Raw genomic sequence first — 26,040 nt, 5'->3', positions numbered from 1 at the left:
TGCGCCTCGTTGACACGGGTTGTGCCATATGATAAAGTGTTTTAGGTAGGCCTAATTTTGTGTTTCCCTTTTTTAGGTGGCGAACATTCGATTTTAGGTCAATATAGAGACAGCTCATTAAAGAATGTCTTCGGGAGGTGCACATCATGCGGGTAATAATTACGTTGGCTTGTACGAATTGCAAACAAAGAAACTACACGACAACGAAAAACAAGCGTAACCACCCCGACCGCATGGAGATGAAGAAGTATTGCAAGTTCTGCAACGAGCAAGTTCCTCATCGCGAAACCAGATAGTCCTTGGAGGTGTAGTCGCGCATGAAACGTAGTTTCAAGTCGTTGTTTTCTTTTTTCTCTGAGAGCTGGGCTGAGCTTAAAAAGGTTCGCTGGCCTAATCGTAAAGAGCTGACTAATTATACGCTGATTGTGCTCGGTACAATTACCGTTGTCGCGATTTATTTTTGGGTTCTGGACATCGGCATTTCTGCTGTGATCGAAGCGATAATTTAAGAAGGGTCCCTAGGTGGCTTGATATGGAAAAAAGATGGTACGTCGTTCATACCTACTCTGGGTATGAGAACAAAGTCAAAGCCAATTTGGAAAAACGCGTCGAGTCCATGGGCATGGAAGACAAGATATTCCGCGTTCTTGTTCCGATGGAAGAAGAAGTGGTGAACAAAGACGGTAAGAAGAAGACTGTCATGCGTAAAGTTTACCCCGGTTACGTCTTGGTGGAAATGATCCAAACCGACGATTCTTGGTATGTTGTGCGCAACACGCCGGGAGTCACCGGGTTCGTCGGCTCTACGGGTTCCGGTTCCAAGCCAACGCCGCTGCTCCCTGAAGAAGTGGATCAGATTCTGGCGCATATGGGTATGGAGGAACCGAAGCCGGTCATCGAATTTGAGCTCAAGGAAAATGTGCGTATCAAAGTTGGTCCATTTGCCAATTTTGTAGGCTCAATTGAGGAAATTCTGACCGACAAGAGCAAGGTTAAGGTTCACGTCAACATGTTTGGACGAGAAACCCCACTTGAGCTGGATTACTCTCAGGTGGAGAAGATATAATTTTGCAACTTCTAAAGGTTTCTTAGGGTTTCAAAGTGGGAGGGGCCGCAAGGCTTCCGTTTACCACTATTAGGGCAAGGAGGTGTTTTACATGGCGAAAAAAGTTATCAAAGTGGTAAAACTGCAAATTCCTGCGGGGAAAGCGAACCCTGCACCTCCGGTAGGTCCGGCGCTGGGTCAAGCAGGTGTCAACATCATGGCATTCTGTAAAGAATTCAACGCGCGTACTGCCGATCAAGCAGGTTTGATCATTCCGGTTGAAATTTCGGTGTTTGAAGACCGTTCGTTTACATTCATCACCAAAACTCCACCGGCTGCCGTTCTGCTTCGTGTTGCAGCGAAGATCGAGAAAGGTTCTGGCGAACCGAACAAGAAGAAAGTGGCTACCGTGAAACGCGACACCGTTCGTCAAATCGCGGAGCAAAAAATGCCTGATCTTAACGCAGCATCCGTTGAAGCGGCTATGCGTATGGTTGAAGGTACTGCCCGCAGCATGGGCATCGCGATCCAAGACTAATCTTGGTCCAATGGATGAAATTTCTTAATCTGAATTCACGTGATTAAATTTCATCCTCGGATGGAGTTTTATAGATGAGCGAAGCTTGTTTATATGACCCATCAACAGTGGGAGGAATTTCCGCTAATACCACATAGGAGGACGAATTCATGGCTAAACACGGTAAGAAATACCTGGAAGCCGCTAAGCTGATTGACAGCGAAGCGACGTATGAGCCTTTGGAAGCCGTTGAACTGGTGAAGAAGGCAGCGACTGCAAAATTCGACGAAACCGTTGAAGCTGCAGTTCGTTTGGGCGTAGACCCTCGTAAACAAGACCAAGCCGTTCGTGGTGTCGTTGTTCTGCCGCATGGCACGGGCAAAACCCAACGCGTATTGGTATTCGCCAAAGGCGACAAAGCGAAGGAAGCAGAAGCAGCCGGAGCAGATTTCGTCGGCGATCAAGACATGATCAACAAAATCCAACAAGGCTGGTTCGAGTTCGATGTCTGCGTAGCTACACCGGACATGATGAGCGAAGTTGGTAAACTCGGCCGTCTGCTCGGTGGTAAAGGCCTTATGCCTAACCCGAAAGCAGGTACAGTTACGTTTGACGTAGCGAAAGCCGTTCAAGAAATCAAAGCCGGTAAAATCGAGTACCGTCTGGACAAAGCGGGTCAAATTCATGCGCCAATCGGTAAAGTATCCTTTACTGCCGAACAATTGAATGAGAACCTCAAGGCTCTCATCGACGCATTGAACCGGGCTAAACCGGCCGCTGCAAAGGGCGTATACTTGAAGAATATCGCGATTTCTTCGACCATGGGCCCAAGCGCTCGCGTAAATACAGCTGCTTACAGATAATACCTTTCGTTCTTGACGGAACGGGGATTGACACCACGGTGTCGCCTTGGTATACTGAAACAGTTGTTTTGAAGTGAGACTTAAATATGAATATGCTTACCGTAGACAGTAGGTGCCGTGAGGCTTAATTTCCTACCGAGGTGTTGTGATAGAACGTCGCTGTACACAGCTGGGCTGTGTGCGGATGATCCATCAAAGCCTTCGTGATTCTGCGGAGGCTTTTTTCAATGCCTTGCGGAAGTAGCAAGAGGCTCATGAATCTAATAGGAGGTGTGCAGTTTGGCAAACGCAAAAGTCATTCAAGCAAAACAAGAAGCCGTTGAAGCTGTAACGTCCAAATTGCGCGAAAGCGCAACGACCGTCGTTGCGGATTATCGCGGATTGAATGTTGCTCAAGTTACCGAACTCCGCAAACAGCTTCGTGAAGCTGGCGTGGAATTCCAAGTGCTGAAGAACACGCTCATTCGCCGCGCTACGGCTGCTGCGGAATTGACCGAGCTGGACGAAGTGTTGACCGGTCCTACGGCCATCGCGTTCAGTAAGGAAGATGCAGTAGCTCCAGCGAAAATCTTGAGCGAATTCGCCAAGAAGAACGATGCTCTGAAAGTGAAAGGTGGCGTGGTTGAAGGCCGTGTAGTTGGCGTCGACCAAATCAAAGCGCTCGCGGATCTTCCTTCCCGCGAAGGTTTGCTTTCGATGCTCCTCAGCGTACTTCAAGCACCTGTTCGCAACTTCGCACTGGCTGTCAAAGCCGTTGCCGAGAAAGAAGAAGCAAGCGCGTAAGTTAGCCTTGCGGATGCAAGTTATCTGATTCGTAACAAACAAACTATTATATAATGGAGGTTCTACCATGAGTAAAGAAGCAATCTTGGAAGCAATCAAAGGTATGACCGTTCTTGAACTGAACGATCTTGTTAAAGCAATCGAAGAAGAATTCGGCGTAACTGCAGCAGCTCCGGTTGTTGTAGCTGGCGGCGGTGCAGCTGGCGGTGGCGCAGCTGAAGAACAATCCGAATTCGACGTAGTACTGACTAACGCTGGTGCTTCCAAAATCAACGTTATCAAAGTGGTTCGCGAAATCACGGGCCTCGGCTTGAAAGAAGCCAAAGACCTGGTTGACAACGCTCCAAAACCGCTGAAAGAAAAAGTAAGCAAAGAAGAAGCAGAAGGCATCAAAGCAAAACTGGAAGAAGCAGGCGCAACTGTAGAATTGAAATAGTAGCTTGTTTCTCGATCACAAACCCCTTGAACTTGATTCAAGGGGTTTGTTGCCTTTCTCCCCTTACATGAATATGTGGGAATGGATATAATAGGGGACAGGTACAGAGAGATGACTAGATGCTAATGGAGGGAAACAAGTAATCATGGCGGATCACTACTACGCAAGCCAGCCAACTGCGGCGCATGATCGGAAAACCTGGGACACGGTGCTACGGGGGCAAAGCTATCGCTTCGTCAGCGATGCCGGTGTTTTTGCCAAGGGAGGCGTTGACTTCGGCAGTCGCACTTTAATTGAAGCTATGGACATTCCGCACGACGCAGAGGTATTGGATGTAGGCTGCGGCTATGGACCCATTGGACTAGCGGCGGCAAGGCTGGCGGCCAAAGGGCATGTGACTATGATCGATGTGAACTCCCGTGCGGTGGAATTAGCGAAAGAGAATGCGGCGGCGAACGGCGTGAACAACATCACCGTACTGGAGAGCGATTTGTTCTCGGCGTTAGACGATCGGAAGTTTGATGTGGTATTGACCAATCCGCCGATTCGGGCTGGTAAAGCTACGGTGCACGCTATTTTTGAAGGTGCCTATGAACGGTTGCGTTCTGGTGGATCGCTATGGGTGGTAATCCAGAAGAAACAAGGGGCGCCGTCAGCGAAAGAGAAGTTGGAGTCGCTGTTTTCCCGGGTGGAGGAAGTGACGAAGGACAAGGGGTACCGCATTTATCGGGCGGTAAAAGAATAAGGTTGACTTGACAAATCCGATATGTTATTATTATAAAATGTCAGCATTAGGATGCCCTCTGTGGCTTTAGTTTGCTGAAATGTCAATAGTTTTACGGGAACAATGCATAAAAATGTGTCGTTCTACGTATAATATGCACATTTTGGATAAACTAATGATTATGAGGACATCAGAGCAGAAACAGACACGGATAAATGATGCTCTTTTTTCGAAAGCATTCGATAAGGGCTTTTCTTTATTTGTGGATGAATCCGTATGGGTCTATTATAAGGGCACAAACACGGGTTCGCAATGTATTTTTAAGTGAGTAGACATGAGGGGTGAGTTTAAGTTGGCAGGACATCTTGTTCAATATGGTCGACGCACTCGGCGTAGTTATGCGCGAATTAACGAGATACTCGAAGTACCGAACCTGATCGAAATCCAACAGAAATCCTATGAGTGGTTCTTGGAAGAAGGCCTTCGGGAAATGTTCCAAGATATCTCGCCGATTCAGGATTTCACCGGAAATCTGGTGTTGGAGTTTATCGATTACAGCCTGGGCGAACCGAAGTATACGGTGGATGACGCGAAAGAACGCGACGTTACCTATGCGGCGCCGCTTCGGGTCAAAGTCCGGCTCATTAATAAGGAAACCGGCGAAGTCAAAGAGCAGGAAGTGTTCATGGGAGATTTCCCGCTGATGACCGAAACCGGTACGTTTATTATTAACGGTGCGGAACGGGTTATTGTCAGCCAGTTGGTTCGCTCTCCTAGCGTCTATTTCAGTACGAAAGTGGATAAGAACGGTAAGAAAATGTATACCGCAACCGTTATCCCTAACCGCGGCGCTTGGCTCGAGTTGGAGACGGATGCGAAAGATATTATCTACGTGCGGATCGACCGCACCCGCAAAATTCCGGTAACCGTGTTGCTGCGTGCGCTTGGCTTCGGAACCGATGCGGAAATTTTGGATTTGCTCGGCAACGACGAGTATATCCGCAATACGCTGGATAAAGACAATACGGATTCGACAGAGAAAGCCTTGATCGAGATCTATGAACGTTTGCGTCCGGGTGAACCGCCGACGCTTGAGAATGCGAAGAGCTTGCTGGTAGCGCGCTTCTTCGATCCAAAACGTTACGATCTGGCGAATGTCGGTCGTTATAAAATCAATAAAAAGCTGCACATCAAGAATCGCTTATTCAACCAACGTCTTGCTGAGACGCTGATTGATACGACGACGGGTGAAATTATCGCCGAAGCCGGTCAAATGGTTGACCGCCGCTTGCTGGATGAAATTTTGCCTTACCTTGAGAACGGCGTGGGCTTCAAGAACTACCATGTAGCCGGCGGCGTCCTTGACGTAGATGATGTGCCGTTGCAAACCATCGACGTATTCTCCCCGATTGAAGACGGTAAAGTGGTTAAGGTAATCGCGAACCGCAATATCGATAAATCGGTGAAGCATATTACACCTGCTGATATTATTTCTTCGATCAGCTATTTTATCAATCTGCTGCACGGCATCGGCAGCACGGACGATATCGATCATCTGGGTAACCGTCGTCTGCGCTCCGTTGGTGAGCTTCTGCAGAACCAATTCCGCATCGGCTTGTCCCGGATGGAACGTGTCGTGCGCGAAAGAATGTCGATTCAGGATGCGAACGTGATTACGCCGCAGGCGCTCATAAATATCCGTCCTGTCATCGCATCGATCAAAGAGTTCTTCGGCAGCTCGCAGCTGTCTCAGTTTATGGACCAAACGAACCCGCTCGCTGAACTGACGCACAAACGCCGTTTGTCTGCGCTCGGTCCAGGCGGTTTGACTCGGGAACGTGCCGGCATGGAAGTGCGTGACGTTCACCCGTCCCACTATGGCCGGATGTGTCCGATCGAAACGCCGGAAGGTCCGAACATCGGTTTGATCAACTCCCTGTCTACTTATGCGCGAATCAATGAGTATGGCTTCATCGAAGCGCCGTATCGATGGGTTGATCCGAAGACGGGAACCGTTACGGATCAAGTGGCCTACCTGACGGCCGACGAAGAAGACAACTATGTCATTGCGCAAGCGAACGCGAAGCTGACGCCAGACAACAAGTTCGAAGATGAGTTCGTCATCGTTCGTTACAATAAGCAATCGGATAACATCTTGACGATGCCAAGCAGTCGCGTAGACTACATGGATATTTCGCCGAAACAGGTTGTATCCGTCGCTACGGCGCTGATTCCGTTCTTGGAGAACGACGACTCCAACCGTGCGCTCATGGGTTCGAACATGCAGCGTCAAGCGGTGCCGTTGCTTGTTCCTAAAGCTCCGCTTGTCGGTACGGGGATGGAACATAAGGCTGCAAAAGACTCCGGTGTCTGCATCGTGTCGAAATATGACGGGATCATCGAACGGTCGGAAGCGAACCAAATTTGGCTCCGCCGTATCGAAGTCGTAGACGGAAAAGAAGTCAAAGGCGACCTTGTGAAATATAAGTTGCACAAATTTATGCGTTCTAACCAAGGAACCTGCATTAACCAACGTCCGATCGTCAAACGGGGCGACATCGTTAAGAAAGGTGACATCCTTGCGGACGGTCCTTCGACGGAAATGGGCGAATTGGCATTGGGCCGCAACGTGGTCGTTGCCTTTATGACTTGGGAAGGTTACAACTACGAGGATGCGATCCTGCTGAGCGAGAAGCTGGTGAAGGAAGATGTATATACTTCGATCCATATCGAGGAATACGAATCCGAAGCCCGCGACACGAAGCTCGGACCGGAAGAGATTACTCGCGACATCCCGAACGTCGGCGAAGAAGCGCTGCGTAACCTGGATGAACGCGGTATTATCCGCGTTGGTGCAGAAATTGCTGCCGGCGACATCCTGGTTGGTAAAGTAACACCTAAGGGTGTAACGGAGCTGACCGCAGAAGAACGCTTGCTGCACGCCATCTTTGGTGAGAAAGCTCGCGAAGTTCGTGATACTTCCCTGCGTGTGCCTCACGGTACCGATGGGATTGTTGTTGACGTGAAGGTGTTTACCCGTGAGAACGGCGATGAATTGCCGCCAGGTGTTAACCAACTCGTTCGGGTGTACATTGCACAGAAACGGAAAATCTCCGAAGGCGACAAGATGGCTGGACGCCATGGTAACAAAGGGGTCGTGGCCCGGATTTTGCCGGAAGAAGATATGCCGTTTATGCCAGACGGAACGCCAGTACAGGTTGTCCTGAATCCGCTGGGCGTACCTTCGCGGATGAACATCGGGCAGGTGCTGGAGATCCACCTGGGTATGGCTGCCCTTAAGATGGGGATTCACGTGGCAACGCCGGTATTCGACGGAGCCAATGAAGAAGACGTATTCGATACGATGGAAGAAGCGGGCATGCAGCGGAACGGTAAAACGATCCTGTACGATGGCCGCACAGGTGAACCGTTCGAACGTGAAGTTACCGTCGGTGTCATGCACATGATCAAGCTGGCGCACATGGTTGACGATAAGATCCATGCTCGCTCGACGGGTCCTTACTCGCTCGTTACGCAGCAACCGCTGGGTGGTAAAGCTCAGTTCGGTGGTCAGCGTTTCGGGGAGATGGAAGTATGGGCGCTCGAAGCTTACGGTGCTGCTTATACGCTGCAAGAGATTCTTACCGTCAAATCGGATGACGTGGTGGGTCGGGTGAAAACCTACGAATCCATCGTTAAAGGGGAAAACGTGCCTGAACCGGGCGTGCCTGAATCGTTTAAGGTCTTGATCAAAGAGCTGCAAAGCTTGGGTATGGACGTCAAGATCCTGACCGAAAACGAAGAAGAGATCGAGATGAAAGAGATCGACGACGAGGACGATGCGTCGAGCGACAAGCTCAGTCTCAATCTGGAAGGCGCGGAAGTCGGCGTAGAATAGAGCGTTATACAGTCAAATCAGGACTTGGTTAAGGAGGGATGCTCCTTGTTGGACGTCAACAACTTCGAGTTTATGAAAATTGGGCTTGCTTCCCCAGATAAAATTCGTTCTTGGTCCCGCGGAGAAGTAAAGAAACCGGAAACGATCAACTACCGCACGTTGAAGCCAGAGAAGGAAGGGCTGTTCTGCGAAAAGATTTTTGGCCCGACCAAAGACTGGGAATGTCATTGCGGTAAATATAAACGCGTTCGCTACAAAGGCGTTGTCTGCGATCGCTGCGGCGTTGAGGTCACTCGCGCGAAAGTGCGCCGCGAACGGATGGGGCATATCGAGTTGGCAGCTCCGGTATCTCACATTTGGTACTTCAAAGGGATCCCGAGCCGGATGGGCCTTGCGCTCGACATGTCTCCGCGTTCCCTGGAAGAGATCATTTATTTTGCATCTTATGTCGTAACCGATCCAGGCGAAACGCCGCTGGAGAAAAAGCAGCTTTTGTCCGAGAAAGAATATCGCAGCTACCGTGAGAAATACGGATACGGATTCCAAGCCGGCATGGGTGCGGAAGCCGTGAAGAAGCTGCTTCAGGATCTCGATATCGACAAAGAGCTGGAGTTCCTGAAAGAAGAATTGCGCACGGCTCAAGGTCAACGCCGCAACCGTGCGATCAAACGTTTGGAAGTCATCGAAGCGTTCAAAAGCTCCGGCAACCAGCCGGAGTGGATGATCCTCGACGTGCTTCCGGTTATTCCGCCGGAATTGCGTCCGATGGTTCAACTCGATGGCGGCCGTTTCGCGACGTCCGACTTGAACGATCTGTACCGCCGCGTCATCAACCGGAACAACCGGTTGAAACGTCTGCTTGACCTTGGCGCGCCGGACATCATCGTACAGAACGAGAAACGGATGCTGCAGGAAGCCGTTGACGCCTTGATCGACAACGGTCGCCGCGGTCGTCCCGTAACAGGTCCGGGTAACCGTCCGCTGAAATCTTTGAGCCACATGCTCAAAGGGAAACAAGGTCGTTTCCGGCAGAACCTGCTCGGTAAACGGGTTGACTACTCCGGTCGTTCCGTTATCGTCGTAGGTCCATATTTGAAAATGTACCAATGCGGTTTGCCAAAAGAAATGGCGCTGGAGCTGTTCAAGCCTTTCGTCATGAAAGAGTTGGTGAACAAAGGTCTGGCACATAACATTAAGAGTGCAAAACGCAAAGTAGAACGCGTGAGTCCGGAAGTTTGGGACGTGCTCGAGGAAGTTATTAAAGAGCATCCGGTTCTGTTGAACCGTGCTCCTACGCTTCACCGTCTCGGGATCCAGGCGTTCGAACCGATCCTGGTGGAAGGCCGCGCTATCCGTCTGCATCCGCTCGTATGTACGGCGTACAACGCTGACTTCGACGGTGACCAGATGGCCGTGCACGTACCGTTGTCCGCGGAAGCTCAGGCGGAAGCCCGCATCCTGATGCTGGCGTCCGGTAACATCCTGAACCCGAAAGATGGTAAACCGGTCGTTACGCCTTCGCAGGATATGGTCCTCGGCTCCTACTATCTGACCATGGATAACAAGGAAGCCAAAGGCTCCGGTATGATCCTGGGTTCGGTTAACGAAGCTGTATCGGCTTATCAACGCGGCACCGCTTCGTTGCATGCACGAGTAGCTATTCCGGCAAGAGCGCTGGGTAAAACCAGCTTTACGGAAGCACAGCAAAACGCTCTGCTGATTACGACCGTAGGTAAAATCATTTTCAACGAGATTTTCCCTGCCAGCTTCCCATATATTAATGAACCAACACGTGCGAACTTGTTCCAAGGCACTCCGGATCATTACTTTATTTATGACAAGGGCGCCAATGTGGTGGAACGGATCATGGCTGCACCGCAAGCTGGCGGTGTGGGCAAGGAATACCTCGGCGAAATCATCGGCCGCTGCTTCGAAATCTACCAAACGACGGAAACCTCCGTTATTCTGGACAGAATCAAGCAAACCGGCTTTACTTACTCCACGCGTGCCGGCGTAAGTATCGCGGTGGCGGACGTTATCGTTCCGAAGGAAAAGCAAGAAATTCTTCGCGAATCCGAGGAGAAGGTACGGGTTGTTACCAACCAATACCGCCGCGGTCTGATCACCAACGAAGAACGTTACGACCGCGTTATCGATATTTGGTCCAAGTGTAAGGATCAAATTACCGACATCCTGATGAAGTCGATGGATCGTTACAATTCCATCATGATGATGGTTGACTCTAAAGCACGGGGTAACAAATCGCAGATCACCCAGCTGGGCGGTATGCGGGGCCTGATGGCGAACCCGGCGGGTCGGATCATCGAATTGCCGATCAAATCGAACTTCCGCGAAGGCCTTACGGTCTTGGAATACTTCATTTCGACGCACGGTGCCCGGAAAGGTCTGGCGGATACCGCGTTGCGGACTGCAGACTCCGGTTACTTGACCCGTCGTCTCGTCGACGTGGCCCAAGACGTCATCGTACGCGAAGAGGATTGTGGTACAGATAAAGGCTTTACGGTTGGTGTTATCCAAGACGGTAAAGAAGTGATCGAAAATCTGTACGACCGGATTGAAGGCCGTTACTCGTTCGAAACGGTTCGCCATCCGGAAACTGGCGAGGTCATCATTCACCGGAACGAGCTGATCGATTCCGACAAAGCGCATGAAATCGTCAACGCAGGTATTACGAAGCTGCAAATTCGCTCCGTTCTCAGCTGCCGCGCTCGTCATGGCGTGTGCAAGAAGTGCTACGGACGCAACCTGGCTACGGGTAAACACGTGGAGATCGGGGAAGCTGTTGGTATCATCGCAGCTCAATCGATCGGTGAACCAGGGACCCAGCTCACCATGCGTACGTTCCATACCGGGGGCGTTGCGGGCGACGATATTACCCAAGGTCTTCCGCGGATTCAGGAGCTCTTCGAAGCCCGGAATCCGAAAGGTCAAGCAACGATCAGTGAGATTGACGGCGTAATCAAAGAAATCCGCGAAGCGAAGGACCGTCGCGAAATCGAGGTTCAAGGCGAAGCGGAAACGAAAGTATACTCCGTCACTTACGGTTCTCGTCTACGCGTTAGCGAAGGCGACGAGATCGAGGCCGGCGATGAACTGACGGATGGTTCCATCGACCCGAAAGAAATTTTGCGCATCAAAGGGATTCGCGGTGTACAGAACTACATTCTGCAGGAAGTACAACGCGTATACCGGAACCAAGGCGTAGAAATCAACGACAAGCACGTTGAGGTCATGATTCGCCAGATGCTGCGCAAGATTCGGATCGTGGATGCCGGCGATACTCCACTTCTGCCAGGATCATTCGTTGACCTGCATGAGTATGAAACGGCCAACAAAGAAGCAATTCTGTCTGGCAAAGAGCCGGCAGTGGCTAAACCAGTCCTGCTCGGGATTACGAAAGCGTCGCTGGAAACCGACTCCTTCTTGTCCGCGGCTTCCTTCCAGGAAACTACGCGGGTGCTTACCGACGCTGCCATCAAAGGCAAAGTCGACAAGCTGCTCGGCTTGAAAGAGAATGTCATTATCGGTAAGTTGATTCCGGCCGGTACCGGCATGAGTCGCTACCGTAACATTCAATTCGAAGAGCCGGAACAAGATGAAGTTACGGAAGAAAGCTTGGAACCTGTTTCGGTCGAATAACGACGAAGGTTAAGATAAGCCGGCGCGCCCCTGAAGCGAGTTTGATTCGGGGTGCGCCGGACTTATTTTTCTATGAAAATTCCGCTGAATATTTCGCTTGACACCAACTATAGCGGAGTGATACTATATCATAGTGCGTGAGTACGGATAACCCTGTGCTTTGGAGGACGTTATGATGTCTAATGATAAAGGACTACGGGACGCACCAATTAAAGTCGGCACCAAGCAGACTATGCGAATGGTTGAACTTGGACGGGCCGAGGAAGTTTATGTTGCTGAGAATGCAGATCCACGCCTTACGTCAAGGATCGTCGCCTTATGCAACCAACATGCCGTGAAAGTCACCTTTGTAGATACAATGGCGAATCTCGGCAAGGCTTGTGGGATTGAAGTAGGAGCGGCGATGGCTGTGATCGTAAAGTCATAGTTGATCGAAAATGTTTTTGCTAATGAGGGGAACTCTTTGGCAAAAACATTTCCTTTGTTCTTTTATGAGCCGCCTGGGTCTGTGGGCTTAAACAAGTGGTTTGTAAATGGAATTTGAACTCTGAGGAAGGGGGTGGCAACAACATGCCAACAATTAACCAATTAGTACGTAAAGGACGCCAAGATAAGGTGTACAAATCCAAATCGCCAGCGTTGCAAAGAGGGTTTAACGCTCTGAAACGTGAAGCTACGGATTTGAGCTCTCCGCAAAAACGCGGCGTCTGCACTCGTGTAGGTACGATGACTCCGAAGAAACCGAACTCCGCGCTTCGTAAATATGCCCGTGTTCGCTTGACGAACCGTGTAGAGGTGACGGCTTACATCCCGGGTATCGGACACAACCTGCAAGAGCACAGCGTTGTACTGATTCGCGGCGGCCGGGTAAAAGACCTTCCGGGTGTCCGTTATCATATCGTGCGCGGTGCCTTGGATACGGCTGGCGTTAACAACCGTATGCAAGCTCGTTCCAAATACGGCGCGAAACGTCCGAAAGCGAAGAAATAAGATCGCTTAAGTTTGGAGACAACAGCTAAGGATTGAATTTTTACTGAAAGGGGGATAACAAACTATGCCACGCAAAGGTCCAGTTGCTAAGAGAGACGTGTTGCCAGATCCGGTGTATAACAGCAAATTGGTTACTCGCTTGATCAACCGCATCATGCTCGACGGTAAACGCGGCGTTGCTCAAAGCATCCTTTACAATGCGTTCGACATCATCCGTGAACGTACGGGGAATGACCCAATGGAAGTATTTGAAGCAGCGATCAAAAATATTATGCCTGTACTGGAAGTTAAAGCTCGTCGTGTCGGCGGTGCAAACTACCAAGTTCCGATCGAGGTTAAACCAGAGAGACGTACATCCTTGGGATTACGTTGGCTCGTAAACTACTCCCGCACTCGCGGTGAGAAGACAATGGAAGAGCGTTTGGCTGCCGAGATCATCGACGCATCCAACAACACAGGCGCTTCCGTTAAGAAACGTGAAGATACGCATAAAATGGCGGAAGCGAACAAAGCGTTCGCGCACTACCGTTGGTAGGATAACGCCCGTATTTCAAAATTTATATTTTGAAGGGAGACAGATTCATGGCAAGAGAGTTCTCCTTGAAAAATACACGTAATATCGGGATCATGGCGCATATTGACGCCGGTAAGACAACCACGACGGAACGGATCTTGTTCTACACAGGTCGTACGCACAAAATCGGGGAAGTTCACGAAGGTGCGGCAACGATGGACTGGATGGAACAAGAGCAGGAGCGCGGAATCACGATTACATCCGCTGCGACGACCGCTCAATGGAAAGGTCACCGCGTAAATATCATCGATACCCCGGGACACGTCGACTTCACTGTTGAAGTCGAACGTTCCCTGCGTGTATTGGACGGGGCTGTAGGCGTGTTTAGTGCGAAGGAAGGCGTTGAGCCGCAGTCTGAAACCGTATGGAGACAGGCTGACCGCTATGGTGTTCCTCGGATCGCCTACGTCAACAAAATGGATATCATCGGTGCGGACTTCCTGAACGTCGTTAAGGATATGCGCGATCGTCTGCAAGCGAATGCAGTTGCTATCCAACTGCCAATCGGTGCAGAAAATGATTTTGTCGGGATCATCGACATTGTCGCTCAAAAAGCGTATATGTACAGAGACGATCTGGGACAACAAATCGATGAAGTAGAAATCCCTGCTGAATACGCTGCACAAGTTGAAGAGCTTCGTGCGGAGTTGGTAGAGAAAGTTGCTGAACTGGACGAAGAATTGACGATGAAATACCTCGAAGGCGAGGAAATCACCGTTGAAGAACTGAAAGCAGCGCTTCGTAAGGGCGTATGTGAAGTTAAAATCTTCCCAGTTATCTGCGGTTCTTCCTACCGTAATAAAGGGGTTCAGCTGATGCTGGATGCCGTTATCGACTACTTGCCAGCTCCAGTTGATGTACCAAGCATCAAAGGTCATCTGGAAGATGGTACAGAAGTTGAACGTCACTCTTCTGACGAAGAGCCGTTCGCGGCATTGGCATTTAAAATCATGACCGACCCTTACGTGGGTAAACTGACGTTCTTCCGCGTATACTCCGGTATTCTGCAATCCGGTTCTTACGTGTTGAATGCAACGAAAGGTAAACGCGAACGGATCGGCCGGATCCTGCAAATGCATGCGAACCACCGTCAAGAGATCAACGAAGTCTATGCTGGTGACATCGCAGCTGCTGTAGGTTTGAAAGACACCGGGACAGGTGATACACTGTGTGATGAGAAGGCACCGGTTATTCTTGAATCGATGAACTTCCCAGAACCAGTTATCGAAATCGCGGTTGAACCGAAGACGAAAGCCGACCAAGACAAAATGGGCGTTGCACTTGCGAAGCTGACTGAAGAAGACCCAACGCTTCGTGCACATACAGATGAAGAAACGGGACAAACGATCCTTGCAGGTATGGGTGAGCTTCACCTGGATATCATCATCGATCGGATGCGCCGTGAATTCAAAGTAGACACGAACGTAGGTAAACCTCAGGTTGCTTATCGTGAAACGTTCCGTGTTCCGGCTCGCGTTGAAGGTAAGTTCGTACGTCAGTCCGGTGGTCGTGGTCAATACGGTCACGTCTGGGTTGAATTCGAACCGCTCGAACCAGGTACAGGTAACCAATTCGACAGCAAAATCGTCGGTGGTGCTGTTCCTAAAGAATACATCGGACCTGCTCAACAAGGTATCGAAGAAGCAATGCAGAATGGTGTTCTTGCAGGCTTCCCGGTTGTTGACGTAAAAGCGACGATCGTCGATGGTTCCTACCATGACGTCGACTCCAGTGAAATGGCGTTTAAGATCGCTGGTTCGATGGCTCTGAAAGCAGCAAAAGACAAATGTCAACCTGTTCTGCTTGAGCCAATCATGAAAGTTGAAGTAACGGTGCCTGAGGAGTACATGGGTGACGTTATGGGTATGCTGAACTCTCGCCGTGGCCGTATCGAAGGTATGGATTCCCGTGGTGGTGCGCAAATTATCCGTGCGAAAGTGCCTCTCTCCGAAATGTTCGGTTACTCGACGACCCTTCGCTCCGGTACACAAGGACGCGGCGTGTTCTCGATGGAACTCTCCCACTATGAAGAAGTTCCGAAGAACATCGCTGAAGAAATCGTGTCCAAGCATAAAGGGGCCGAATAATTTAATGTAATTGCCGGTCGAAGGGCTTGTTCCTTTGATCGGTCACACATAACAATCCATATTTTAAGGAGGAACTGTTTAAAATGGCAAAGGCTAAATACGAACGTACAAAACCGCACGTTAATATCGGTACGATTGGTCACGTCGACCATGGTAAAACAACTCTGACTGCAGCCATCACGACTGTATTGTCCAAAAAATACGGCGGTGCTGCTGTAGCTTTCGATCAAATCGACAAAGCTCCAGAAGAACGCGAACGCGGTATCACCATCTCGACGGCACACGTTGAGTACGAAACAAACAACCGCCACTACGCACACGTTGACTGCCCAGGGCACGCCGACTATGTTAAAAACATGATCACTGGTGCTGCTCAAATGGACGGCGCAATCCTGGTTGTATCCGCAGCTGACGGCCCAATGCCGCAAACTCGCGAACACATCCTGCTGTCCCGTAACGTAGGCGTTCCTTACATCGTTGTATTCTTGAACAAATGCGACATGGTTGAAGACGAAGAGTTGCTTGAACTGGTTGAAATGGAAGTTCGCGACCTGCTGAACGAATACGAGTTCCCAGGCGATGACACTCCAATCATCCGCGGTTCCGCTCGTGAAGCTCTGCAAAACCCAGACGGCGAATGGGCTCAAAAAATCGTTGAAATGTTCGAAATCATCGACGAGTACATTCCGCTGCCTGAACGCCCAATCGACAAACCGTTCCTGATGCCGGTCGAGGACGTATTCTCGATCACTGGTCGTGGTACAGTTGCTACTGGCCGTGTAGAACGCGGTACGGTTAAAGTCGGCGATGAAGTTGAAATCGTGGGTATCGTTGAAGAAACGAAAAAATCCGTCGTTACCGGCGTTGAAATGTTCCGTAAATTGCTCGACTCCGCTCAAGCGGGCGACAACATCGGTGCACTGCTTCGCGGTATTGACCGTAAAGAAATCGAACGCGGTCAAGTATTGGCTAAACCAGCTTCCGTTAACCCGCATACTGAGTTCACCGCTCAAGTATACGTATTGACGAAAGAAGAAGGCGGACGCCATAAGCCGTTCTTCTCCGGCTACCGTCCTCAGTTCTACTTCCGTACAACGGACGTAACTGGCATCATCAACCTGCCAGAAGGAACTGAAATGGTTATGCCTGGCGACAACATCGAAGTTACCGTTCAACTGATCTCCCCGATCGCGATCGAAGAAGGTACTCGCTTCTCCATTCGTGAAGGCGGCCGTACAGTTGGATCCGGTGCCGTTGTTTCCATCAACAAATAATTAGGCTTAACCGCCTGATCGAAGGAGCTGCTCTCCGATTTCGGAGCGCAGCTCTTTTACTTTATTTAGGGAATGAAAAATTACGAATTATACTTGCATTCCGCCTACCTTTTCTATATAATAGTGAATGTTGTTCTGTGACGTTGCGATGATGTGGGAGGTTACTGACACACCCGGCCCCTTTGCCATGGGAGGGTGGCCAGAAAATTTCCGCGGAGTATGTCCGATACTAAATTGGGCGATAGAAGGAGGGACTAAAATGGCAAAGCAAAAAATTCGTATTCGTTTGAAAGCTTACGACCACAGAATTCTTGATCAATCCGCAGAGAAAATCGTTGAAACGGCAAAACGTTCGGGTGCAGGCGTATCCGGGCCGATCCCGTTGCCAACTGAGAAACAAGTGATTACTATTCTCCGTGCGGTGCACAAGTACAAGGATTCCCGGGAACAATTCGAACAACGTACGCATAAGCGTCTGATCGACATTGTGAACCCGACTCCACAAACTGTGGATGCCTTGATGCGCTTGGACCTGCCGTCCGGTGTAGATATCGAAATTAAATTGTAATACCTACTATTGTAAGGTAACCAGGAAAGGAAAAGAGGTGTCAACATGAAAGGTATCTTAGGGAAGAAACTTGGTATGACTCAAGTGTTTACTCCGGAAGGGAATGTCATTCCTGTAACGGTTATTGAGGCTAGCTCTAACGTAGTTCTGCAGAAGAAAGACCTGGAGAACGACGGTTACGAAGCGATTCAGCTTGGCTACTCCGATAAGAAGGAAGCTAGAGCGAATAAGCCTGAAGTTGGGCATGCAAAGAAAGCAGGCACAACGCCTAAGCGCTACGTTCGCGAAATTCGCGGTGTTGATTTGGCAGGATACGAGGTTGGCCAAGAGGTCAAAGTCGATATTTTTGCTGAAGGCGAATTTGTTGACGTAACAGGGATTTCGAAAGGTAAAGGGTTCCAAGGCGTAATCAAACGCTGGGGACAAAGCCGCGGCCCAATGGCTCACGGTTCCCGTTACCATCGTAGACCTGGTTCCATGGGTTCCATCGCAGCTAACCGTGTATTCAAAGGTAAAAACCTGCCTGGACATATGGGACATGAAACTGTAACGATTCAAAATCTTGAAGTTGTTAAAGTCGATGCAGAACGCAACGTCTTGCTCGTGAAAGGTTCGATTCCTGGACCGAAAAACAGCTTCGTTAAAGTAAAACAAACTATTAAGAAATAATTAACCCTCAGGAAAGGAGGAACAACAAATGCCAAAAGTAGCACTTTTCAATATTAGCGGTAGCCAAGTGGGCGAAGTAGAATTGAACGATGCCGTATTCGGAATTGAGCCGAACACTCATGTTCTTCATGAAGCTGTTGTAATGCAGCGTGCTTCCCTGCGTTTCGGTACGCACAAAGTTAAAGGACGCTCCGAAGTTCGTGGCGGCGGCCGTAAACCTTGGAAACAAAAAGGTACAGGTCGTGCGCGCCAAGGTTCGATCCGCGCTCCTCAATGGAAAGGCGGCGGTACGGTATTCGGACCAACTCCGCGCAGCTATTCCTACAAACTGCCTAAGAAAGTTCGTCGTTTGGCGATCAAATCGGCGCTTTCGTCGAAAGTGATCGATCAGGACATCATCGTATTGGATGCACTTGCGATGAACGCTCCGAAAACGAAAGAATTTGCAGCGATCTTGAACAACCTGAAAGTGGAACGTAAAGCTCTGGTTGTAGCTCCTAGCTATGACGACAACATTGCGCTTTCCGCTCGTAACATTCCAGGCGTGAAGTTCGTGGCAGCAGACGGCATTAATGTTCTTGACGTGCTGACGCACGACAAACTGATCATTACGAAAGAAGCAGTTCAGAAGGTAGAGGAGGTGCTCGCGTAATGAAGGATCCTCGCGATATTATCAAACGCCCGGTGATTACGGAACGTTCCACGGAATATATGAACGACCTGAAATATGTCTTTGAAGTAGACATTCGCGCGAACAAAACGGAAATCAAACAAGCTGTTGAGTCCATTTTCGGCGTGAAGGTGAAGAACGTAAACACCCTGCGTGTTCCCGGGAAGTTGAAACGTTACGGACGCTACTCCGGATACACTCCAGAATGGAAAAAAGCGTTTGTTACATTAACACCTGAAAGCAAGCCGCTCCAATTTTTTGAATCGGTATAAAATCGCTTAAAGTAAGGAGGGAAATCTCGTGCCAATCAAAAAGTACAAACCGACTTCCCCGGCTAGACGTGCGATGAGCGTGTCGACCTTCGAAGAAATTACGACGGATCAGCCGGAGAAATCTTTGCTTGCGCCGCTGAGCAAAACTGCCGGCCGCAACAACCAAGGTAAAATCACTGTTCGTCACCATGGCGGCGGACATAAACGTAAATATCGGATCATCGACTTCAAACGGAACAAAGATGGAATTCCAGGCCGCGTTGCTACGATCGAATACGATCCAAACCGGACTTCGAACATCGCTTTGATCCACTATGCCGATGGTGAGAAACGCTATATCATCGCTCCTAAAGGCTTGAAAGTGGGCGACGTGATCGAATCTGGCGCAGGTTCCGACATCAAAATCGGTAATGCATTGCCGCTGGAGAACATCCCGGTAGGTACCGTGATCCACAACATCGAGCTGAAACCAGGTAAAGGCGGACAACTTGTTCGTGCTGCTGGTACAGAAGCTCAATTGCTCGGTAAAGAGGACAAATACGTAACGATCCGCCTGTCTTCCGGCGAAGTTCGTAAAGTTCTGAAAGTTTGCCGCGCAACGATCGGTTCCGTAGGTAACGGTGACCACGAGCTCGTGAAAATCGGTAAAGCCGGACGCAGCCGTTGGCTGGGCAAACGTCCAGAAGTCCGCGGTGTCGTCATGAACCCGAACGATCACCCACACGGTGGTGGTGAAGGTCGCGCTCCGATCGGCCGTAAATCTCCGTTGTCTCCTTGGGGCAAACCAACCCTTGGTTACAAAACGCGTAAAAAAGGCAAAGCTTCTGATAAATATATCGTTCGCCGTCGCACGAAGTAATCCGCATCCTGCGGATCACTTCGCGGCATGAACGAAGCGTAACTTGCAGCGCATTGTGAAGGGAGGATAAATGAATGAGTCGCAGTCTGAAAAAGGGACCTTTTGTCGACGGGTACCTGCTTAAGAAAGTGGAAGAAGCGAGCGCTTCGAACAAGAAGGTCGTGATCAAAACTTGGTCCCGTCGCTCCACGATCTATCCGCAATTCATTGGTCATACGTTTGGTGTCTATGACGGCCGCAAGCATGTACCGGTGTACGTAACCGAGGATATGGTCGGACATAAACTGGGCGAATTTGCTCCAACCCGGACCTACAAAGGTCATACGGATGACGATAAGAAAACGAGACGTTAATAACGATAAGTTCTTCGTTTGAGAGGAGGTAATACTACATGGAAGCTAAAGCACATGCAAGATCGATTCGTATTGCTCCCCGCAAAGCTCAACTCGTGGTTGATCTGATCCGCGGTAAGCAAGTTGGCGACGCGATTGCAATTCTGCGCCATACGCCAAAAGCAGCATCCCCGATCGTGGAGAAGCTGTTGAACTCGGCGATTGCCAATGCTGAACATAACTATTCTATGGATGTAAATAAATTGGTGATTACGCAAGCCTACGTTAACCAAGGCCCGACGATGAAACGTTTCCGTCCGCGGGCAATGGGACGTGCTAGCCGGATCAACAAACGCACCAGCCACATTACTTTGGTGGTATCCGAAAAATAAGGAGGGAAAACGTGTGGGCCAAAAGGTAAATCCGGTCGGATTACGAGTAGGGATTATCCGTGATTGGGAATCCAAATGGTACGCAGGCAAAGATTTCGGTGATCTTTTGCTGGAAGACGTAAAAATTCGTGAACACCTGAAAAATAAACTGAAAGACTCCGCGGTATCTCGGATTGAGATCGAGAGAGCGGCAAATCGTGTGAACGTGACGATCCACACTGCTAAACCGGGCATGGTTATCGGTAAAGGCGGTTCGGAAGTTGAAAACCTGCGCGGTGAAATTACGAAAATCGCAGGCGGCAAAAAGGTTCACATCAACATTTCTGAAATCAAACACCCTGATCTTGACGCAATCTTGGTTGCTGAAAGCATTGCACAACAATTGGAACGTCGTGTTTCTTTCCGTCGTGCGTTGAAACAAGCAATTCAAAGAACGATGCGTTCGGGAGCGAAAGGGATTAAAACGGCAGTCAGCGGTCGTCTCGGCGGTGCTGAAATTGCTCGTACGGAAGGCTACAGTGAAGGAACTGTTCCACTTCATACGCTCCGCGCCGACATCGATTACGGTACGGCAGAAGCGCATACGACTTATGGCCGCATCGGCGTAAAAGTATGGATTTATCGTGGAGAGGTTCTTCCTACGGCTAAGAAACAACAAGCTGCTCAGGAAGGAGGCAACTAATCATGTTGGTACCAAAACGCGTAAAACACCGCAAGCAACAACGCGGTAATATGAGAGGCCAAGCAAAAGGCGGCACCGAACTGAACTTCGGTGAATACGGCCTGCAGGCTCTGGAGCCGACTTGGATCACGAACCGTCAAATCGAAGCAGCGCGTATCGCGATGACTCGTTACATCAAACGTGGCGGTAAAGTATGGATTAAGATTTTCCCTGACAAGCCGATTACTCAGAAGCCTCTTGAAGTCCGGATGGGTAGCGGTAAAGGTAACGTAGAAAAATGGGTCGCAGTTGTGAAGCCGGGCAAAATCATGTTTGAGCTTGCCGGGGTATCGGAGGAAGTTGCACGCGAAGCTATGCGTCTTGCTGCCCACAAACTGCCGATCAAAACGAAGTTTGTGAAACGTGAAGAATTGGGTGGTGAAGCAAATGAAAGCTAATGAACTTCGCAACTTAACCACTGCAGAAATCGAACAAAAAATCGCAGGTTTTAAAGAAGAACTCTTTAACCTCCGTTTTCAGTTGGCTACCGGCCAACTCGATAATCCGACTCGGATCCGCGATGTGCGTAAGGAAATAGCTCGTGCTAAAACCGTTATCCGTGAAAGAGAACTTGGGATTACTAGTTAAGAAGCGCTGAGCGAATCTAGCAAAGCGCCTAAGTCCAGGAAGGAGGCAAACCATGAGCGAACGTAACAGCCGTAAAGTGCAAATTGGTAAAGTTGTCAGCGACAAGATGGACAAAACGATCGTTGTAGCTGTTGAAACTTACAAAAAGCATGACTTGTACCATAAGCGCATTAAATACACGAAGAAATTTAAAGCGCATGATGAGAACAACACCGCGAAAATCGGTGACATCGTTAAAATCGCCGAAACTCGCCCGCTGTCCAAAGACAAACGCTGGAGACTCGTTGAAGTCGTTGAAGAAGCGGTTATCATTTAATAGCACGGTAGCTTAGACCGAAAGGAGGAAATATCCATGATTCAACCATTTACACGTTTGCAGGTTGCTGACAACTCCGGCGCGAAGGAACTGATGTGTATCCGCGTTTTGGGTGGTACGGGTCGTCGTACGGCACAAATCGGAGATCTGATCGTTTGCTCCGTCAAACAAGCAACACCAGGCGGCGTTGTCAAAAAAGGGGATGTCGTTAGAGCGGTAGTCGTTCGTACGAAACGTTCCGTTCGTCGTAAAGACGGTTCCTACATCGCATTCGACGAAAACGCAGCAGTTGTTGTTAAAGAAGATAAGAGCCCACGCGGAACGCGTATCTTCGGACCTGTTGCCCGTGAACTTCGCGACAAGGACTTTATGAAGATCGTTTCCTTGGCTCCGGAAGTTATCTAAGAACACCCCATAACCCAACGGGGAGCCCGATTTAACAGGAGGTGTAAACCAAGTGCCTAGACTGAAGAAGATTCTTGAATCTCATAACAATAAGCTGCACGTCAAAAAAGACGACACGGTGATCGTGATTTCCGGTAAAGACAAAGGCAAAAAAGGCCGCGTCATCGCCGCATATCCTCGTGAAAACCGCGTGCTTGTGGAAGGCGTGAACATGGTTAAGAAACATCAAAAACCTAACCAACTGAACCCACAAGGCGGCATCATCGAGAAGGAAGCTCCGATTCACGTTTCGAACGTTATGCACGTTGATCCGAAGAGCGGAAAAGTAACCCGTATCGGTTACAAAGTATTGGACAACGGCAAAAAAGTTCGCGTAGCGAAGAGATCCGGAGAAGTAATCGACTAATCGAGAAACGTTAAGAAAGGAGGTCCATGATTCATGGCAGCAAGATTGAAAGAACGCTTTTTGAACGAAGTAACACCTGCTTTGATTCAAAAATTCAACTATACAACGGTAATGCAAGTGCCGAAGATCGAAAAAGTGGTTATCAACATGGGTGTTGGTGACGCTGTAGCGAACTCCAAAGTACTTGATTCCGCAGTGAACGATATGCAACTGATCGCTGGTCAAAAGCCAGTTATCACTCGCGCGAAGAAATCCATCGCTGGTTTCAAACTGCGTGAGAACATGCCGATCGGTGTGAAGGTAACTCTTCGCGGTGACCGCATGTATCATTTCCTTGACAAACTGTTTAACGTAACGCTTCCGCGTGTCCGTGACTTCCACGGGGTATCGACGAAAGCATTTGACGGTCGCGGTAACTATACGCTGGGCCTGAAAGAGCAACTGATCTTCCCTGAGATCGAATACGATCAAGTGGATAAAGTACGCGGTATGGATATCGTCATCGTAACGACGGCGAAAACCGACGAAGAATCCCGCGAGCTCTTGACGCAACTCGGCATGCCGTTTGCTAAGTAATTCGTCTATTTTCTCCGAAACTATTTAGGAGGTGTCAGGCTAAGTGGCTAAAACTTCGATGAAAGTTAAACAACAACGTACACCTAAATTCAAAGTTCGGGCTTATACCCGGTGTGAACGTTGTGGTCGCCCACATTCGGTATTGCAAAAGTACAAAATTTGCAGAATTTGCTTCCGTGAATTAGCTTATAAAGGCCAGATTCCTGGCGTGAAAAAAGCAAGCTGGTAATTAATCAACAACGGGAAGGAGGTTTACACGTATGACTATGTCAGATCCAATTGCAGATATGCTTACTCGTATTCGTAACGCCAACACGGTGCGTCACGAGACGGTTGAACTGCCTGCGTCCACGATCAAGAAACAAATCGCTGAGATCTTGAAGCGTGAAGGTTTCATCCGTGACGCTGAATATATCGATGATAACAAACAAGGGATCATCCGTATTTTCCTGAAATACGGCCCGAACAACGAACGCGTTATCTCTGGACTTAAGAGAATCAGTAAACCAGGCCTTCGCGTGTACACGAAAAGCAACGAAATTCCTCGTGTCCTCGGCGGCTTGGGTATCGCGATTATCTCCACTTCCAAAGGTGTCATGACTGACAAGGAAGCTCGTCAGTCCAAAGCCGGCGGCGAAGTCCTCTGCTACGTTTGGTAATTTACGTCTTATAACAAGGAGGTGCAATAAATGTCTCGTATTGGTCGCAAACCAATCACAGTACCAAGTGGTGTGGATGTCACACTTGATAATAGCGTCATTACAGTTAAAGGTCCGAAAGGTACTTTGACTCGTGAGCTTCACAAGGACATCAAGGTAACGGTTGAAGGTAACGTCATTACCGTTGAGCGTCCTTCTGATAATAAATTACATCGTTCCCTGCATGGCACGACCCGCTCCGTTGTCAGCAACATGGTCAGCGGGGTAACGGAAGGTTTCTCCAAATCGCTCGAGCTGGTTGGTGTCGGTTACCGCGCAAGCTTGTCCGGCAAGAAACTGGTTCTGAACGTGGGTTACTCCCATCCGGTAGAAATCACACCGGAAGAGGGCATCGAATTCGAAGTACCTTCGAATACGAAGATCATCGTTAAAGGGATCAATAAAGAACGCGTAGGCGAATATGCCGCTAAAATTCGTTCTGTCCGTGAGCCTGAGCCATACAAAGGCAAAGGGATCAAGTATGAAGGCGAACGCATTATTCGTAAGGAAGGTAAAGCCGGTAAGAAGAAATAAGTTTCTTCTTCTCGTGCCTAGCCTTCTGGCGTCTTGAAACGAAATGTCCGATAGCGGTAAACCGAAGGGAGTGAAATGGAAGTCATGATTACAAAAGCTGATAAGAACAAAGCACGTCTGAAAAGACATCTGCGTGTACGTAAGAAAGTCCAAGGAACGGCAGCTCGTCCAAGACTGAACGTATACCGTTCTTCCAAACATATCTACGCTCAACTGATCGACGACGTAGCAGGCGTAACGGTAGCTAGTGCTTCGACCGTCGATAAAGAACTGAGCGGTTCGATCGGTAACGGCGGCAACGTGGAATCCGCTCGTAAAGTGGGCGAATTGATCGCAAAACGCGCACAAGCGAAAGGATATAAGAGCGTTGTTTTTGACCGTGGAGGATATCTGTACCATGGACGGATTCAGGCGCTGGCTGACGCAGCCCGCGAAGCAGGCCTGGAATTCTAAAAAATCATCACTAAAAGGAGGTTAACGACTTGCGTGTAGATCCGAACACTTTAGAACTGACAGAAAGAGTTGTAAACATTAACCGCGTAGCTAAAGTAGTTAAAGGCGGACGCCGTTTCAGCTTCAGTGCACTCGTGGTTGTCGGCGACGGCAAAGGCTGGGTTGGCGCTGGGATCGGTAAAGCAGGCGAAGTACCTGACGCGATCCGTAAAGGCATTGAAGATGCGAAGAAAAATCTTGTGCATGTTCCGCTCGTAGGTACTACGATCCCTCACCAAGTAATCGGGCATTTCGGAGCTGGCCGCGTTCTGCTGAAACCGGCATCCGAAGGTACCGGGGTTATCGCCGGCGGTCCAGTTCGTGCGGTTCTTGAATTGGCTGGCGTAGGCGACATTTTGACTAAATCTTTGGGTTCTTCGAATTCCATCAACATGGTCAACGCGACTTTGGAGGGCTTGTCCCGTCTGAAACGCGCTGAGGATGTTGCGAAATTGCGCGGTAAAACCGTCGAAGAACTTCTCGGTTAAGGAGGTAATCTCATGGCTAAACTGCAAATTACCCTCGTGCGTAGTTTGATCGGTCGTCCGGAGAACCAACGTACTACCGTGAAAACCTTGGGTCTTCGCAAAATTAACCAATCCGTTGTTCACAACGATAACCCAGCCATTCGCGGCATGGTGAATCAAGTGAGCCACCTGGTTTCGGTTAAAGAAATTGAAGGCTAAGGATA

General features: G+C 49.4%; 35 protein-coding genes and 1 other annotated feature. All 35 genes read left to right on the top strand.

Annotated elements, in window-relative coordinates; all coding sequences use genetic code 11:
- Nucleotides 1-146: 146 nt before the first annotated feature.
- Nucleotides 147-296, top strand: coding sequence for a 50S ribosomal protein L33 (gene rpmG, locus PBA01S_RS15425; protein ID WP_009226622.1), 150 nt, complete (start codon nucleotides 147-149; stop codon nucleotides 294-296).
- A gap of 21 nt (nucleotides 297-317) precedes the next feature.
- On the top strand, nucleotides 318-509 hold the full coding sequence (secE, locus tag PBA01S_RS15420) for a preprotein translocase subunit SecE (RefSeq protein WP_009226623.1): 192 nt from the start codon (nucleotides 318-320) through the stop codon (nucleotides 507-509).
- 23 nt (nucleotides 510-532) lie between these two features.
- Entirely contained in the window at nucleotides 533-1,066 is a 534-nt protein-coding gene (nusG, locus tag PBA01S_RS15415) for a transcription termination/antitermination protein NusG (protein ID WP_009226624.1), read from the top strand.
- Nucleotides 1,067-1,157: 91 nt separating this feature from the next.
- Complete coding sequence (gene rplK, locus PBA01S_RS15410) at nucleotides 1,158-1,583, top strand: 50S ribosomal protein L11 (protein ID WP_036646403.1); 426 nt, start codon at nucleotides 1,158-1,160, stop codon at nucleotides 1,581-1,583.
- Between the two features lie 149 nt (nucleotides 1,584-1,732).
- Entirely contained in the window at nucleotides 1,733-2,425 is a 693-nt protein-coding gene (gene rplA, locus PBA01S_RS15405) for a 50S ribosomal protein L1 (protein ID WP_009226626.1), read from the top strand.
- 81 nt (nucleotides 2,426-2,506) lie between these two features.
- Nucleotides 2,507-2,660 (top strand) — a sequence feature (ribosomal protein L10 leader region).
- 44 nt (nucleotides 2,661-2,704) lie between these two features.
- A complete protein-coding gene (rplJ, locus tag PBA01S_RS15400; RefSeq protein WP_016310706.1) occupies nucleotides 2,705-3,208 on the top strand; it encodes a 50S ribosomal protein L10 in 504 nt (167 codons plus the stop codon).
- Between the two features lie 67 nt (nucleotides 3,209-3,275).
- Complete coding sequence (gene rplL, locus PBA01S_RS15395) at nucleotides 3,276-3,644, top strand: 50S ribosomal protein L7/L12 (RefSeq protein ID WP_016310707.1); 369 nt, start codon at nucleotides 3,276-3,278, stop codon at nucleotides 3,642-3,644.
- A 145-nt stretch (nucleotides 3,645-3,789) separates the two neighbouring features.
- The gene (locus tag PBA01S_RS15390; RefSeq protein ID WP_127576293.1) at nucleotides 3,790-4,389 is read left to right on the top strand and encodes a class I SAM-dependent methyltransferase; all 600 of its coding nucleotides are present in this window, start codon (nucleotides 3,790-3,792) and stop codon (nucleotides 4,387-4,389) included.
- A gap of 331 nt (nucleotides 4,390-4,720) precedes the next feature.
- Nucleotides 4,721-8,266 (top strand): DNA-directed RNA polymerase subunit beta, encoded by a 3,546-nt coding sequence (rpoB, locus tag PBA01S_RS15385; RefSeq protein ID WP_028539486.1) that lies wholly within the window; start codon nucleotides 4,721-4,723, stop codon nucleotides 8,264-8,266.
- 45 nt (nucleotides 8,267-8,311) lie between these two features.
- Nucleotides 8,312-11,926: a DNA-directed RNA polymerase subunit beta' gene (gene rpoC, locus PBA01S_RS15380; protein ID WP_016310710.1), complete on the top strand. Its 3,615-nt coding sequence runs from the start codon at nucleotides 8,312-8,314 to the stop codon at nucleotides 11,924-11,926.
- A 175-nt stretch (nucleotides 11,927-12,101) separates the two neighbouring features.
- Nucleotides 12,102-12,353, top strand: coding sequence for a ribosomal L7Ae/L30e/S12e/Gadd45 family protein (locus PBA01S_RS15375; protein ID WP_028539488.1), 252 nt, complete (start codon nucleotides 12,102-12,104; stop codon nucleotides 12,351-12,353).
- Between the two features lie 143 nt (nucleotides 12,354-12,496).
- Nucleotides 12,497-12,916 (top strand): 30S ribosomal protein S12, encoded by a 420-nt coding sequence (gene rpsL / locus PBA01S_RS15370; protein WP_009226633.1) that lies wholly within the window; start codon nucleotides 12,497-12,499, stop codon nucleotides 12,914-12,916.
- 64 nt (nucleotides 12,917-12,980) lie between these two features.
- Nucleotides 12,981-13,451 (top strand): 30S ribosomal protein S7, encoded by a 471-nt coding sequence (gene rpsG, locus PBA01S_RS15365; RefSeq protein ID WP_009226634.1) that lies wholly within the window; start codon nucleotides 12,981-12,983, stop codon nucleotides 13,449-13,451.
- Nucleotides 13,452-13,498: 47 nt separating this feature from the next.
- Nucleotides 13,499-15,577 (top strand): elongation factor G, encoded by a 2,079-nt coding sequence (gene fusA / locus PBA01S_RS15360; protein WP_016310712.1) that lies wholly within the window; start codon nucleotides 13,499-13,501, stop codon nucleotides 15,575-15,577.
- Between the two features lie 83 nt (nucleotides 15,578-15,660).
- Complete coding sequence (gene tuf, locus PBA01S_RS15355; protein WP_016310713.1) at nucleotides 15,661-16,851, top strand: elongation factor Tu; 1,191 nt, start codon at nucleotides 15,661-15,663, stop codon at nucleotides 16,849-16,851.
- 259 nt (nucleotides 16,852-17,110) lie between these two features.
- Complete coding sequence (rpsJ, locus tag PBA01S_RS15350) at nucleotides 17,111-17,419, top strand: 30S ribosomal protein S10 (protein ID WP_009226637.1); 309 nt, start codon at nucleotides 17,111-17,113, stop codon at nucleotides 17,417-17,419.
- A gap of 45 nt (nucleotides 17,420-17,464) precedes the next feature.
- On the top strand, nucleotides 17,465-18,088 hold the full coding sequence (gene rplC / locus PBA01S_RS15345) for a 50S ribosomal protein L3 (RefSeq protein ID WP_016310714.1): 624 nt from the start codon (nucleotides 17,465-17,467) through the stop codon (nucleotides 18,086-18,088).
- 28 nt (nucleotides 18,089-18,116) lie between these two features.
- Complete coding sequence (rplD, locus tag PBA01S_RS15340) at nucleotides 18,117-18,740, top strand: 50S ribosomal protein L4 (RefSeq protein WP_016310715.1); 624 nt, start codon at nucleotides 18,117-18,119, stop codon at nucleotides 18,738-18,740.
- A complete protein-coding gene (gene rplW / locus PBA01S_RS15335) occupies nucleotides 18,740-19,030 on the top strand; it encodes a 50S ribosomal protein L23 (RefSeq protein ID WP_016310716.1) in 291 nt (96 codons plus the stop codon). Before rplD ends, rplW begins: the two co-directional genes overlap by 1 nt.
- A 28-nt stretch (nucleotides 19,031-19,058) precedes the next feature.
- Entirely contained in the window at nucleotides 19,059-19,889 is an 831-nt protein-coding gene (rplB, locus tag PBA01S_RS15330; protein WP_016310717.1) for a 50S ribosomal protein L2, read from the top strand.
- 74 nt (nucleotides 19,890-19,963) lie between these two features.
- On the top strand, nucleotides 19,964-20,242 hold the full coding sequence (rpsS, locus tag PBA01S_RS15325) for a 30S ribosomal protein S19 (RefSeq protein WP_009226642.1): 279 nt from the start codon (nucleotides 19,964-19,966) through the stop codon (nucleotides 20,240-20,242).
- Between the two features lie 38 nt (nucleotides 20,243-20,280).
- Nucleotides 20,281-20,613: a 50S ribosomal protein L22 gene (gene rplV, locus PBA01S_RS15320; protein ID WP_009226643.1), complete on the top strand. Its 333-nt coding sequence runs from the start codon at nucleotides 20,281-20,283 to the stop codon at nucleotides 20,611-20,613.
- A 13-nt stretch (nucleotides 20,614-20,626) separates the two neighbouring features.
- Complete coding sequence (rpsC, locus tag PBA01S_RS15315) at nucleotides 20,627-21,295, top strand: 30S ribosomal protein S3 (protein WP_009226644.1); 669 nt, start codon at nucleotides 20,627-20,629, stop codon at nucleotides 21,293-21,295.
- A 2-nt stretch (nucleotides 21,296-21,297) separates the two neighbouring features.
- Nucleotides 21,298-21,732 carry a 50S ribosomal protein L16 gene (rplP, locus tag PBA01S_RS15310; RefSeq protein ID WP_009226645.1) on the top strand — a complete coding sequence of 145 codons (435 nt, stop codon included), beginning with the start codon at nucleotides 21,298-21,300 and terminating at the stop codon, nucleotides 21,730-21,732.
- Nucleotides 21,722-21,922 (top strand): 50S ribosomal protein L29, encoded by a 201-nt coding sequence (rpmC, locus tag PBA01S_RS15305; protein ID WP_009226646.1) that lies wholly within the window; start codon nucleotides 21,722-21,724, stop codon nucleotides 21,920-21,922. The genes rplP and rpmC overlap by 11 nt, the downstream gene beginning before the upstream one ends.
- Before the next feature lie 52 nt (nucleotides 21,923-21,974).
- On the top strand, nucleotides 21,975-22,238 hold the full coding sequence (rpsQ, locus tag PBA01S_RS15300) for a 30S ribosomal protein S17 (protein WP_009226647.1): 264 nt from the start codon (nucleotides 21,975-21,977) through the stop codon (nucleotides 22,236-22,238).
- Between the two features lie 36 nt (nucleotides 22,239-22,274).
- Complete coding sequence (gene rplN, locus PBA01S_RS15295) at nucleotides 22,275-22,643, top strand: 50S ribosomal protein L14 (protein ID WP_009226648.1); 369 nt, start codon at nucleotides 22,275-22,277, stop codon at nucleotides 22,641-22,643.
- Between the two features lie 52 nt (nucleotides 22,644-22,695).
- Entirely contained in the window at nucleotides 22,696-23,049 is a 354-nt protein-coding gene (gene rplX, locus PBA01S_RS15290) for a 50S ribosomal protein L24 (RefSeq protein ID WP_009226649.1), read from the top strand.
- 33 nt (nucleotides 23,050-23,082) lie between these two features.
- Nucleotides 23,083-23,625, top strand: a complete 543-nt coding sequence (gene rplE / locus PBA01S_RS15285; RefSeq protein WP_016310718.1) for a 50S ribosomal protein L5 — start codon at nucleotides 23,083-23,085, stop codon at nucleotides 23,623-23,625.
- A 43-nt stretch (nucleotides 23,626-23,668) separates the two neighbouring features.
- Nucleotides 23,669-23,854, top strand: coding sequence for a type Z 30S ribosomal protein S14 (locus PBA01S_RS15280; RefSeq protein ID WP_009226651.1), 186 nt, complete (start codon nucleotides 23,669-23,671; stop codon nucleotides 23,852-23,854).
- 31 nt (nucleotides 23,855-23,885) lie between these two features.
- Nucleotides 23,886-24,284 carry a 30S ribosomal protein S8 gene (gene rpsH / locus PBA01S_RS15275; RefSeq protein ID WP_009226652.1) on the top strand — a complete coding sequence of 133 codons (399 nt, stop codon included), beginning with the start codon at nucleotides 23,886-23,888 and terminating at the stop codon, nucleotides 24,282-24,284.
- Nucleotides 24,285-24,314: 30 nt separating this feature from the next.
- Nucleotides 24,315-24,857, top strand: a complete 543-nt coding sequence (rplF, locus tag PBA01S_RS15270; RefSeq protein ID WP_009226653.1) for a 50S ribosomal protein L6 — start codon at nucleotides 24,315-24,317, stop codon at nucleotides 24,855-24,857.
- An 84-nt stretch (nucleotides 24,858-24,941) separates the two neighbouring features.
- Nucleotides 24,942-25,310 (top strand): 50S ribosomal protein L18, encoded by a 369-nt coding sequence (rplR, locus tag PBA01S_RS15265; protein WP_028539490.1) that lies wholly within the window; start codon nucleotides 24,942-24,944, stop codon nucleotides 25,308-25,310.
- A 29-nt stretch (nucleotides 25,311-25,339) separates the two neighbouring features.
- Nucleotides 25,340-25,837 (top strand): 30S ribosomal protein S5, encoded by a 498-nt coding sequence (gene rpsE, locus PBA01S_RS15260; RefSeq protein WP_009226655.1) that lies wholly within the window; start codon nucleotides 25,340-25,342, stop codon nucleotides 25,835-25,837.
- Between the two features lie 12 nt (nucleotides 25,838-25,849).
- Complete coding sequence (rpmD, locus tag PBA01S_RS15255; RefSeq protein ID WP_009226656.1) at nucleotides 25,850-26,035, top strand: 50S ribosomal protein L30; 186 nt, start codon at nucleotides 25,850-25,852, stop codon at nucleotides 26,033-26,035.
- Nucleotides 26,036-26,040: the final 5 nt, after the last annotated feature.

This window comes from Paenibacillus barengoltzii NBRC 101215 (assembly GCF_004000745.1).
Classification (GTDB): Bacteria; Bacillota; Bacilli; order Paenibacillales; family Paenibacillaceae; genus Fontibacillus; species Fontibacillus barengoltzii.
The sequence above is the reverse complement of the archived record's forward strand: the minus strand, read 5'-3'. Positions and strand labels throughout refer to the sequence as shown.